We start from the raw sequence: 12254 nt of genomic DNA on the forward strand, positions 1-12254 counted from the left end.
TTTCGGACGGCAACAAGAGGGACTGTAGAAGAAGGCGTTTTTGACACATTTCGGAGACCATGGTATGCTTGAAACAAATTGTTGTTTCTATACAGCGCCGTCAAGATCATTGTTTTTTTATATATATTTACAACAACTCTCAGGCTCTTTTTTGTTTATGGGATGTTGTTTCAAAGAAAAAGAATAGATTTTGATTTCGGTAAAGAGTATGATAGAAGACGGTGTTTCAACTAACGATAAAAATGTTTACAACCAATCGAAAAGTGCTGGGAAAACAGCAAACACCATGAAAAAACCGATAATTTAACGGGTTGCTGAGCAGCATGTCTTTTGTTGTCAAAAGCGTATTGTTCAAACAGCCTTTCAGGAGGTGGCTGGGGTGTCTGTCGAAATTGGCTCATATCTTCGACAAGCCCGAGAAGCGATTGGAATGTCCCTCGAAGAACTGCAAGAAAAAACAAGGATCCAAAAATCATTTTTAATTGCGATCGAAAATGGTGAATTCGATAAATTGCCGAGCCCTTTTTATGTGCGGACATATCTGCGTTCTTATGCCAATTGTGTAAAAATCGAACCGCATCATATTTTGCGTCAATACCGAAAGATGGAACAAGCGGAGAGATTAACCGGGGTACATAAAGCGGTCAATCCGAATGATTTTAATCAAAATCAGCAGACGCAAAAGTTACCGCCGCTTGAAAAATACCAGCAAACGGGCAAAATGCCTGCCGTCAATCCAAGTCCATCAACGCAAAACACAATGCGCATGAGAACGTTGCCGATGAATAACCAGACCAAGGGACGGATCGATGCCCAAACGGCGCTGACGGCTTCCAAGACCATGCCCAACCGGGTGAGCGATCAGGTGAAAGCGCGCCGGGACATGGGTTATCAGCAAGCGGGCATTCTGAATAAGGATAAAGATCAGACGGCTCAGGGAAACGTTGGCGGAATCAATCCGAAAAAAGAATTGTATCCGACGGTTTCACGGAAAAACCAGCACGGACAAACCAGACCGAACCAAAGTTTGTTGCTTTCAAACACCGGGACGGTGCCGCGTGTGTCCGGGCCGTTGAACCGGGTTTCGGATCAGGCAACCCGAAATTCCGGACCGGTGCCCCGGGTTACGGGTGCGATGAAAAAGCTGGATTTAAACAATGTCCCGATTCCATCGGTTTTGCCGGACGACTTGGAAAACGGATCTCAGAAAAAAGAAGGGGAGCGTCAACGGTTGAGTCGCGTTGAACGCTTAAGTCGCAGTGCGTCCAAAAGCCGGAAATCTTTCAAAATATCCGGTTTGAAGCTTAAAAGCCCCATTGCGATGGCGGTTGCCGGTTTAATCTTGTGTGTCCCCCTGGGATGGGCGATTTTGTCGTTTACAGGGGATGATTCCCAACCGGATTCCAACCCGGCTTCACAAACCGCCAATGACCAAACGCTTGAGATTCCGCCTGAGAAAAAAGGAAAACTGCAATTGGCGCAGCAGGATGTGAATGTGGTGCACTATCGTCTCCAGGATACCGATCAAATCGTGGTGATGGTTCATGCTGCCGGTGGAAAATCGCGGGTTGAGCTCAGAACCGATCTTCCTTCCGAGGGCGGAAGTGATCATTTGATTAAAGATGTGACGTTGCCCAAGGACGAAAAATGGAGCTACAAATATACATATGAAGGCAATCGGGACTTTTATGTCGGATTGAGCGCTCCGGAAGATGCGATTGTTTACGTCAACGGACAAGTCGTGAAATCGGCACGGTATATTCACGTCCGCAGAGTCGATTGATTTTTTTTTTTGGAAGCAAGTGCTTGCCCGGCACTTGCTTTTTTGACGTTCATATTCTTCTGGGCTATACTGTAAAAGTTAGAATTGAACAGAACAATCAACGGGAGGGACACGGCAGATGTCCAAGCCTTTTGAAGAATTAAAAAAGGCCAGGGAACAGAAGCAGCTGAGTTTGGAAGAAGCAGCGGAAAAAACCCGGATTGATGAAAAATATCTTGCAGCTTTGGAAAATGCTGAATTTTCCGGGCTTCCGGATCCTCTTTATGTGAGGGGTTTTATCCGCAGGTATTCGAAACTGTTGGGAATCGATGCAAAGCCGATGTTGGATGCATATAAAAAGTGGGAACAAGAAGAGCGTCCCGAAGAGTCCCGGCCGGTCACCACGCTTCCGTCCCGAAGCAGCCGGACACAAGAATCATCCGAACCGAAAAAGAAATGGATTGCCAAGTGGCCGAACGCTCTCTTGGTTTCTTCCATCGCCGTTTTATTGATCGCAGCCGGTGTGGTTACATGGCTGGTTCTGGATCAAGACTCATCCGACGCAGAAACGGTTCAGCTGGAGGAACCGCAAACGGAAACGGCGGATCCGGAGGCCAAACCGGAACCCAAAGAACGTCCGCAGGTGGAATTGATTCAACCGGCTGAAAAAGGAGAACAAGGCGATGTGTACGGTGTTTCAAAAGCCGAAAAAGTGACGGTGAAAGTGGTGGCGGACAAATCAACTGAAATCCAGATCCGTTCGGGGGGACCCACGGGGAAAGTGATTGCTTCCAAAGCATTGTCCCCGAACCAGGCGGAAGAATTTTCCGACCCGGAGTGGATTTCTTTGCGGGTCGATCATCCCCATTATGTTAAACTCTATGTCAACGGGGTTTATATTGACACCTCTTCACAGCAGCAAGTTTCATTGTACCAATTCAAAAAGAAAGAAAGCACGGATGATGAATAAAAGCGGTTCAGCAGAGAGGATCCCTCTTCCTCTCTGCTTTTTTTGACACGCGTCAGATGCTTGGTTTATACTTACGAAAGAATTAAACGAGGAAGGTATGGGTTTAATATTAAAGGATGGATGCGTTTATACTAGAAAAATAAAGTTGATTGACAAAAGACGAAAAACGGCTTTACAAGATGGTGCCAACCAGGGCATCTTCAAAAGCGACGGCATTCCCTTCTTGGAAAATGCGAAACGCCGGAAATGAATGGTGCGGTGTTTCCGCTGCTCCCGTGCGTGCGGGGCTTTGAAAATCCTCTTCCTAAATTCATGATGATTGTGTGAATGCGGATGAAATTTTTACATCAAAATGGTTATTGCCAGGGAGGTTGGATAGGATGAACCTGGCCAACAAGATTACATTGGCTCGTATTTTTTTAGTCCCCATTGTGATGATCTTTTTGTTGTTTCGCTTTGACATCGGAGAAATCCATGTGGGAGCGGCGAAGTTGACCGCGGGCGAATTGATCGCCACGTTTATTTTTATTTTGGCTGCCGTTACGGACGGGGTGGACGGATACATAGCAAGACGGAAAAAAATGGTGACCAATTTGGGGAAATTTCTTGATCCGTTGGCTGATAAACTGTTGGTGACAACAGCCTTGATCTCATTGGTGGAGTTGCAACGACTGGAGGCGTGGATGGCCATTGTGATCATCAGCCGGGAATTTGCCGTGACCGGCCTCCGGATGATTGCGGTCACCGAAGGCCATGTGATTGCAGCCAGTCCATTAGGAAAACTGAAGACCATCATACAAATTGTGGCGATTGTTTCATTGATGCTCAACAATGTTCCGTTCTCAACCATTTCATTTCCGTTTTCCATGATCGCCACCTGGCTGGCCGTGATCATCACGGTCATTTCCGGAGTGGATTACTTTTACAAAAACCGCAAGATCGTTTCATTGACCAATACACAGTAGTGTCGTCCGGGATTTGGCTAAAGAGAAAGGAAAGATAAAATGCAATCAGAAATCATTACGGTTGGTTCTGAGTTGTTGGCGGGAGAAACGGTGGATTTGCATTCTTCTTATTTGTCCCGGGAACTCCATTCATTGGGGATTGATGTTCAATTTCACACATCGGTCGGGGATGATGCACAAAAGCTGCATGACGTGATTTCACTCGCACGCACGCGATCGCAGTTGATTTTCCTCTGTGGCGGGCTGGGGCCCACCATGGATGACTTGACCAAAGAAACCGTTTCGGAAGTGACGGGGGTTCCGTTGGTTGAGGATCCGGAGGTGAAACGCCGTCTGGAGAAGTATTTTGAAGGACGGATGAAGGTGGTCCCCGCAAATAATTACAAGCAGACTTATGTTTTTTCCGGCGGTGTTGTTTTCCAAAACCATCATGGAACGGCTCCCGGTTTGGCTCTGCAGGTGGACGGGATCACTTATGTTCTGTTGCCGGGTCCTCCGGGGGAATTGGTGCCGATGTTTGAAGAGCAGGTGCGTCCTTTCCTCATGCGCGAAGTGATTCAGGAGGGGCAGGTGATTCTTGCGGAATCCCTTTCTTTTTTTGGATTGGGCGAATCGCTTTTGGAGGAGAAGATTGCCGATTTGATCCGGCAACAGGATAATCCCGTTTTGGCCACCTATGCCAAAGAATCGGGGGTTGTTTTGAGAATCACGGCTTGGGCGCCGGGCGAAGCGGAGGCACGTCAGCTGATTGACCGGCAAAAAGCGAAAGTTTTAACCCGGATCGGGGAATATTGTTACAGCGAACAGGGTGAGACGCTGGAAGAAGTGGTGGTGGCCGGGTTGATTCGCCATCAGAAAACAGTGGCGGTGGCGGAAAGTTGCACCGGCGGAAAACTGGCTCATCTTTTGACTTCCGTGTCGGGAAGCAGCCGGGCGTTTAAAGGCGGATGGGTGACCTATACCAATGAAGTCAAAGAAAAAATCGCCTCGGTGCCGGCGGAATGTTTGAATCAATATGGTGCAATCAGTGCACAAACGGCAGAAATCATGGCCCAAAACACGTTGGAGCGTTTTGATTCGGATTTCGCACTCGGGGTCACAGGGGTCGCCGGGCCGGATCCGGCGGAAGCAAAACCGGTGGGAACGGTATTTATCGGATTGGCCGAAAAAGGACAGCCGGTGCGGGTTTATCAGTTCGCTTTGAAAGGATCGCGCAGGCGTATACAACTGTTGGCGGCGAATTATGCCTTATTTGTTCTTGAGCAATGTTTAAAGAAAGGTGAAACAACAAGATGAATCGTTTTGATCAGTTTCAATTAAGCAATGAAATATTAAACGGAATACACGATATCGGATTTGAAGAACCTTCTCCGATACAAGCGGAGTGTATTCCGGCCGTGCTCCGGGGGGAAGATGTGATCGGGCAGGCGCAGACCGGAACCGGAAAAACCGCGGCGTTCGGCATTCCCATTTTGGAGCGGGTGAATCCGAAACAGCCGCATGTCCAAAGCATCATTTTGGCCCCGACCCGTGAGTTGGCGATTCAAGTGTCGGAAGAATTGCGGAAAATCGGGCGCAAAAAACGGGTGAAAACATTGCCGGTGTATGGCGGGCAATCGATCGGGCGCCAAATCAAGGCGCTGCAACAAGGGGTTCATGTGGTGATCGGGACTCCCGGCCGGCTGTTGGACCATTTGAGACGCGGCACGATCGATCCTTCCCATGTTGAAACCGTGGTGTTGGATGAAGCGGATGAAATGCTGGACATGGGATTTATTGATGACATTGAGCAAGTGTTCCGCTTCATGCCGAAACATCATCAATTGTTGCTTTTTTCGGCCACCATGCCTTCGGCCATTCGCCAATTGGCGAAAAAGTACATGCGCAAGCCGAAGTATATCACCGTCAACCGGGGCGAAGTGACGGTGCCGGTGATCCGCCAGATTTATTATCGCGTGTTGGACAGTTACAAGGTGGATGCCCTGTGCCGGATTCTTGACAGTGAAGAAGTGGATTTGGCGATTATTTTTTGCCGTACGAAAAAAGGCGTGGATGAATTGACGGATTCCTTGCAGGGACGAGGCTATCTGGCCGGCGGACTGCACGGGGATCTGGCCCAGCAACAGCGGGATCGCGTGATGCAATCCTTCCGCAGCGGGGAAATTGAACTTTTGGTGGCAACCGATGTGGCCGCCCGCGGCATTGATGTGGGGAGTGTTTCCCATGTGATCAATTACGACATCCCTCAAGACGTGGAAAGTTACGTGCACCGGATTGGAAGAACGGGCAGAGCCGGACGCAAAGGGGTGGCTCTCACGCTGGTCACCCCCAGGGAAATGAAACAGCTTCGCACGATTGAACAGGAAACGGGCACCAAATTGAAGGCCCGGGAACTGCCCACGTTGGAGGAGGTCGCGGCGAAGCAGCAAGAAAGCTGGATAGCGCAGATTGAAAATACCATCCGTTCCGATGTGGACATGACATTGTTTGAGGAAATGACCGGGGAATTGTCGAAGAAATTTTCCATGGAAAAAGTGGTGGCGGCTTCGTTGTATCTCGCTTTTTCCGACCGGTTTGTCAAGAGCATTGACAACACTTACCATTTCGGGGAAACGGGGGCATCGCCAGGAATGGTCCGCTTTTTTATCAATGTGGGGCGAAATGCCAACCTGCATCCGCAGGAGTTGGCCAAAGCGATTTCGGAGAATGCGGGGATCAGCTTGAGGCAAGTGGGGAAAATCAACATCTACGACCGCTTTTCTTTTGTGGAGGTTCCAGAGGATGTTGCGCCTTTTGTTTATGAGGCGTTCCGGCAATCCAAAATCAACGGTTCCCGGGTCAATATGGAGCCGGCCCGTCCCCGCAACCGTTCATAAAGGGCAAAAAAACCAAAAGAGCTCTTACTTTGTGGATCAACCACAAAGTAAGAGCTCTTTTTTCAGTCGGGAATGCCCAAAGCGATTTTGGCATATCGGGACATCCGGCTTTTGTCCCACGGGGGGTTCCAAACGATTTCCACGTCCACTTTATTGACGCCTTCCACATTTTTCAACGCTTGTTCCACTTCCTGCTGGATGATGCCGGCCAAAGGGCAACCCATGGCTGTCAACGTCATGGTGACCTTGACATTTCCTTCATCATCGATATCTATGTCATAGACCAGCCCCAGATTGACAATGTCAATATTTAACTCCGGGTCATTGACTTGTTCCAGTTGTTCCATGATTTGTTCTTTCATCTGTTCCTTTTGCAATGCGCCTCACTCCTTTTTTGCTTCTACCTATAACGTAACACACTTTTTTTTGCATTACACGAGGATTTCCAAAAAAAGAGTCGAATAAATGTTCGTAAATGATCTTGGCAGATGAAGAAAAACACGATATGATGTTCATATGATTTAATGGGGAAAAAGAGGAGGAACGATACATGTCCGATCGACGACAAGCGTTGGAAATGGCATTGAGACAGATAGAAAAGCAGTTTGGCAAAGGCTCGATCATGAAAATGGGAGACCAGGCCACCCGCCAGGTGGAGACCATTTCAAGCGGCGCGCTGGCCCTTGACATTGCTTTGGGAGTGGGCGGATATCCCCGCGGAAGGATCATTGAAATTTACGGGCCGGAATCTTCCGGGAAAACCACGGTGGCTTTGCACGCCATTGCAGAGGTGCAAAAAAAAGGCGGACAAGCCGCGTTTATTGATGCAGAGCATGCACTTGACCCCGTATATGCCGAAAAACTGGGAGTGAACATTTCGGAGTTGTTGTTGTCACAGCCGGATACCGGGGAGCAAGCGTTGGAAATTGCCGAAGCCCTCGTTCGCAGCGGTGCCGTCGATATCATTGTGGTTGACTCGGTGGCGGCACTGGTGCCCAAAGCGGAAATTGAAGGGGAAATGGGAGACTCTCACGTCGGGTTGCAAGCCCGGTTGATGTCTCAGGCACTGCGCAAGCTTTCCGGAGCGATCAATAAATCCAAAACCATTGCCATCTTTATTAACCAAATCCGTGAAAAAGTGGGCGTCATGTTTGGAAACCCGGAAACGACACCGGGCGGACGCGCACTGAAATTCTACTCCAGTGTACGCCTGGAAGTCCGCCGCGCTGAAACCATCAAGCAAGGAAGCGACATGGTCGGAAACCGCACGAGAATCAAAGTGGTGAAAAACAAAGTGGCACCTCCTTTTAAACAGGCGGATGTCGACATCATGTTCGGAGAGGGCATCTCCAAAGAAGGAAGTGTCTTGGACATCGCTTCGGAACTGGACATTGTCAATAAGAGCGGGGCATGGTATTCCTTCGAAGGAGACCGCTTGGGGCAAGGACGCGAAAATGCCAAACAATTTTTGAAAGAGCATGCGGATGTCTGCCTCAATATCGAAAACCGGATCCGGTCCCATTACAACTTGCCCGTCATTCAGGCAAGTGAACCGGAAGAGGCAAAAGACACAAAAAAGAAGAAAAGTAAAGCGGACAAAACGGAAGAACTTGCTTGAAAACCGGTTCTGAAGAATGGATGAGGCAAGTGGGAGAGAGAAAAAAAATCACCCGGATTGAAAAGCCGTATCTTAACAAGCCGCGATATCATATCTATGTGGATGGAGAGTTTCTCCTCTCCATCCATGAAGATATTTTGGTGAAGTACCGGCTTCACAAAGGCATGGAGCTGGATGAAAGCGAAATTCATGAGTGGCTTGAGGCGGAAGAATACAACAAGGTGAAGCAAAAGGCTTTGCATTATTTATCTTACAAGCCCCGTACAACGCATGAAGTCAAAATGTATTTGGGCCGCAAAGGTTTTGAACGCGAAACCGTCGAACAAGTCATTTTGGAGTTGGAAAAAAGCGGATTTTTAAATGACTTGGAATTTGCCAAAGCCTGGGTGAATGAGCGGCAACATCATAAAGGATACGGAAAAAGGCGTTTGAAACAGGAGCTGTTGAACAAAGGAATGGACCCGGCGGTCGTTGATGAGGCATTGATTCATATCGGGGAGGAAGATGAGCGCCAGTTGGCAATATCCATTGCTGAAAGGCGCTATTTGCGTTTATGCCACGAGTCTTGGCCCCGGATCGAACGCCGCCTGGGCAATTACCTCGTCAGGCAGGGATTTTCCATGGGCGTGGTGTATGAGGTGTTGAATCTTTTCCGGGCCCGTCACGAAGAAGAGAAGGGGAATGGTCCATGAAAATATTGTATATGACCGATACACATATCCGTGGGACATCACCACGAAGCCGTACCGACGATTTCCAGCAGGCGATTCGCGAAAAGATTGAAGAAGTGATTGACATCGCCGAAAGAGAGCGGGTCGATCTGGTCTTGCACGGCGGGGATTTGTTTGACCGCCCCAATCTTTCCCCCGCCATTGTCCGGGAATTCGCCGGGCTGTTTCGCCGTTTTCCGGCCCCCATTTTCGCGGTTGCGGGGAATCATGATATTTACGGACATAATCCCGCAACGGTGGAGCGGACGATGCTGGGGTTGCTCGATGCCTTCGGTGCCATCCGGTTGGTGAACGAAGGGGAACGGATCAAATGGGAGAAAGACGGCATCACCGTTCAGATCAGCGCCCAACCTTTCCATTATGATTTGGACAAACGAAAGCGGCATCTCGATTATACAGTGCCAAATGAATGCGGAGCCGAATATTGCGTGCATATGGTTCACGGCATGTTGGTGGACAGGGCTCTTCCGGACAGCATCCCGCACACGGCGGTTCACGAAGTCTGGAGCGATTCCGTCGATGTTCTGTTGACTGGGCATTATCATGCAGGCTTTCCCGTACAGCACCGGAATGGAAAATATATTGTCAATCCCGGCGCGTTGGCCCGTATCAACAACCACCGGTCGGAAATCAAACGGATGCCCCAAGTCGCCCTTCTGGAATTGAACAAAGAGGGCATCGATGTCCGGCTGGTTCCGCTTCAATGCGCCAAGCGGGGGGAAGAAATTTTGGACCGGTCCTACATTGAAAAAGAAGAATTCCGCGAAAAACAGCTGGGCGAATTCATCCGTGAAGTCAAATCGGTGACCGATTTTCAATCCATCAACATCATGGATATCCTCTTTGAAATGTCCAAGTTGCATGACATCGGGGATGTTGTCACTTTGGAAGCCCAGCGGAGGATTGCGATTGAACAAGAAGCAGAAAGGGAGAGCAGCCATTGAATGGTTTTAAAAAGCTCGTGATTGAAAATTTCCAGTCCCATCAGTATACCGAAATTGATTTCACCGACGGGCTCAATGTGTTTGTGGGACCGTCTGACAGCGGGAAAAGCGCGATTTTGCGCGCATTGAAGTGGGTGTTGTTTAACACTCCGCGGGGAACGGATTTTATCCGGACCGGGGCCAAAGAGTGCCGCGTTCGTCTGGTGTTGACGGACGGGACGGCGATCGAGAGAATCCGCAGCCGTTCGGTCAACCGGTATGTGCTCAATACACCGGACGGAAAGGAACAAATCTTTGAAGGATTTGGAAACTCCGTGCCGGAGGAAATCTCCGACGTGCACCGGATCGTTCCGGTTGAGCTGGACCAAAAAGAGTTGCTGTTGAATTTCGGCACACAATTGGAGAGCCCTTTTTTGCTTTTTGAATCGAATCAAAACAAAGCGAAAACCATCGGCCGGATCAGCGGTGCCCATTTAATCGACAAAGCCTTGAAAAAAACGAGCACCGACCGGCTGGCTTTAAGTGGAACGATCCGCCAGCTGGAACAGGAAAAAGAGCGGTTGGATGAAAAATTAAAGCCGTATGAGAACCTGCAGCAGTTGGAAGCCGATTTTCAAGTGGCGGAACGGGCTTTTCTTGACGTGCAAGAAAAAAAGCGGCTGCAAGCGTCTTTGGAAGCAAAACTGGAAAGCTTGATCGAGATACGGCGGGGAAAAGAAGTGTGGCAGGAAAAAGTTGCGGCATTAAAACGGTTGCCGGATGCCGAACAGCAGCTGCTTCACTTGGAGTATCAAAAAGCGATGCTTTCCCGGTTGATTCGTTTAAACGAAAAGTGGATCCGGCTTCAACAGGAAAAAGAGCGCACGCTGGAAACGGTCAAGCTGGGTGAACACATTCCGGAAGCGGAAAGGCGGCTTGCCGGTTTGTCTAGGAGCCAAAAAAGGTTTGAGCAACTGCTCCGGCTCCAAAACAAGCGGAATCAGATCAAAGAGAAAAAAGCCGGGCTTGAAACCTTTGTGCTCAGGCTTAAAAACGTGCCGCAAGGCATGCGGGAGTTAGAGAAACTGGCCGAAAAGCACGAGCGTTTCAAAGTGCTCCAGCCTTTAAAACGACGGAAAGAAAAGAATGCAAGGGAACTTAAGTACTGGCGGCAGGTGCAAAAGCAAAACCAAGAAGCCTTAGAGGTGTTGGAAAAAGTGGTGCCGAACATAGAAGAGAAAGAAGCGCTGATGAAGAAACTGGACGATTTGCACCGAAGCCGGCTGGATTGCCAAAAACGGATTGCCACCGGAAAAAAATACATCCAGGAAAAAGAACAGGAAATTTTGCGTTGCACCCGGGAATGGATCCGGCTGTTAAAAAAGATCGGAAAGTGTCCGACCTGCGGAACGCCCATCGGCCACTCTGTTTTGCAACATATCATGGAAGAGTATCAAGGAGGAATTTCTCGTGCAGCAGCTGGAAGAGAAGATTAAACAACTCAAAGCGCAACTGGAAGATGCCAAAAGCAAATTGACGGTTGCCAAAGCCCGTCTGGAAGATTTGGAAAAGCAGGAAGAGGAGATTGTCAAAGAAGCCAGGGAGCTGGGAGTGGAACCGGAAGATTTGCCCGGGGAGATTGAGCGGCTGGAAAAAGAGATTGAGGAAGGCATTGAAAAGGCATGGAGCTATTTGCCCAAGGAGTTGAGAGAATGAGATGAAAGACACATCACTTGAGGAATTGCAACAGGCTTTGAAAGAAGCAAGAGATGAACTGTTGCGCCGAAAAGCGGAAAAAGAGCTGCATTTGCGTCAGTTGAATGAGACGGAAACCCGGTTGAAAGAAAGCGTGGAGCACCGTGATCTGTTGGACCGGGTGCGTCTTTTGTTCCAACTGTCATCAGACTATGCCCGCCAACAGGCAAAGCAACAATTGGAAACGCTGGTGACCAATGCCTTGAAGTATGTCTTCGGTTCGACGTTTCGTTTTCAAATTGAGCTCTCGGATCATGGCGGAAATCCGACGGCGGAATTTTATGTGGTTTCGAAGTGGGATGAACAGGAAGTGAAAAACCGTCCACAGGATGCCCGCGGCGGCGGTGTCGTCGACATTGTCTCATTGGCGCTCAGGATTGCGCTCATGGAAACGATCAAGCCCCGTGTCCAAGGGCCGATTATTTTGGATGAACCCGGAAAACATGTGAGTGAAGATTATATCGTCCCCATGATTGAGTTTTTAAAATCGGTCGGGGAAACGTTCGGCCGGCAAATCATTCTTGTCACGCACAATACGCATCTGACGGAATCGGCCGATTCGGCCTATTACGTGCGGTTGTCATCCGGTAAGTCGGAAGTGGAGCGCAGCCGGAATCTTGACAACAATACTGTATAAATAATACAATTTAGTTG

12 protein-coding genes are annotated in these 12254 nt (G+C 49.0%); 11 read left to right on the forward strand and 1 reads right to left on the reverse strand.

Annotated features, from left to right (window positions below):
• Positions 1-379: 379 nt before the first annotated feature.
• The 5 genes from FA954_RS06995 to FA954_RS07015 all read left to right on the forward strand — a co-directional run bounded on the left by FA954_RS06995 (position 380) and on the right by FA954_RS07015 (position 6573).
• On the forward strand, positions 380-1783 hold the full coding sequence (locus FA954_RS06995) for a helix-turn-helix domain-containing protein (protein WP_037996901.1): 1404 nt from the start codon (positions 380-382) through the stop codon (positions 1781-1783).
• A 118-nt stretch (positions 1784-1901) separates the two neighbouring features.
• Positions 1902-2732 (forward strand): helix-turn-helix domain-containing protein, encoded by an 831-nt coding sequence (locus FA954_RS07000; RefSeq protein ID WP_037996899.1) that lies wholly within the window; start codon positions 1902-1904, stop codon positions 2730-2732.
• 380 nt (positions 2733-3112) lie between these two features.
• On the forward strand, positions 3113-3697 hold the full coding sequence (gene pgsA / locus FA954_RS07005) for a CDP-diacylglycerol--glycerol-3-phosphate 3-phosphatidyltransferase (protein WP_037996897.1): 585 nt from the start codon (positions 3113-3115) through the stop codon (positions 3695-3697).
• Positions 3698-3736: 39 nt separating this feature from the next.
• A complete protein-coding gene (locus FA954_RS07010) occupies positions 3737-4993 on the forward strand; it encodes a competence/damage-inducible protein A (RefSeq protein ID WP_037996896.1) in 1257 nt (418 codons plus the stop codon).
• On the forward strand, positions 4990-6573 hold the full coding sequence (locus tag FA954_RS07015; RefSeq protein WP_037996894.1) for a DEAD/DEAH box helicase: 1584 nt from the start codon (positions 4990-4992) through the stop codon (positions 6571-6573). The genes FA954_RS07010 and FA954_RS07015 overlap by 4 nt, the downstream gene beginning before the upstream one ends.
• 62 nt (positions 6574-6635) lie before the next feature.
• Here FA954_RS07015 and FA954_RS07020 read toward each other — a convergent pair whose 3' ends face one another.
• Entirely contained in the window at positions 6636-6935 is a 300-nt protein-coding gene (locus FA954_RS07020) for a metal-sulfur cluster assembly factor (protein ID WP_037996939.1), read from the reverse strand.
• A 188-nt stretch (positions 6936-7123) separates the two neighbouring features.
• Here FA954_RS07020 and recA point away from each other — a divergent pair, with 188 nt between their 5' ends.
• From recA to FA954_RS07050, 6 genes are read left to right on the forward strand one after another with little or no spacing between them, the layout of a single operon-like run.
• Complete coding sequence (gene recA, locus FA954_RS07025; protein ID WP_037996892.1) at positions 7124-8191, forward strand: recombinase RecA; 1068 nt, start codon at positions 7124-7126, stop codon at positions 8189-8191.
• Positions 8188-8883, forward strand: a complete 696-nt coding sequence (locus FA954_RS07030) for a RecX family transcriptional regulator (protein ID WP_037996890.1) — start codon at positions 8188-8190, stop codon at positions 8881-8883. The genes recA and FA954_RS07030 overlap by 4 nt, the downstream gene beginning before the upstream one ends.
• Positions 8880-9866, forward strand: coding sequence for a metallophosphoesterase family protein (locus tag FA954_RS07035; RefSeq protein WP_037996886.1), 987 nt, complete (start codon positions 8880-8882; stop codon positions 9864-9866). The genes FA954_RS07030 and FA954_RS07035 overlap by 4 nt, the downstream gene beginning before the upstream one ends.
• Positions 9863-11341, forward strand: a complete 1479-nt coding sequence (locus FA954_RS07040; protein WP_052186828.1) for an AAA family ATPase — start codon at positions 9863-9865, stop codon at positions 11339-11341. The genes FA954_RS07035 and FA954_RS07040 overlap by 4 nt, the downstream gene beginning before the upstream one ends.
• Complete coding sequence (locus FA954_RS07045) at positions 11316-11561, forward strand: hypothetical protein (protein WP_037996885.1); 246 nt, start codon at positions 11316-11318, stop codon at positions 11559-11561. Before FA954_RS07040 ends, FA954_RS07045 begins: the two co-directional genes overlap by 26 nt.
• A gap of 1 nt (position 11562) precedes the next feature.
• On the forward strand, positions 11563-12237 hold the full coding sequence (locus FA954_RS07050) for an ATPase (protein WP_037996881.1): 675 nt from the start codon (positions 11563-11565) through the stop codon (positions 12235-12237).
• The last annotated feature ends 17 nt before the right edge of the window (positions 12238-12254 follow it).

Origin of the sequence: Thermoactinomyces vulgaris (genome assembly GCF_005886755.1) — a bacterium.
Lineage (GTDB): Bacteria > Bacillota > Bacilli > Thermoactinomycetales > Thermoactinomycetaceae > Thermoactinomyces > Thermoactinomyces vulgaris.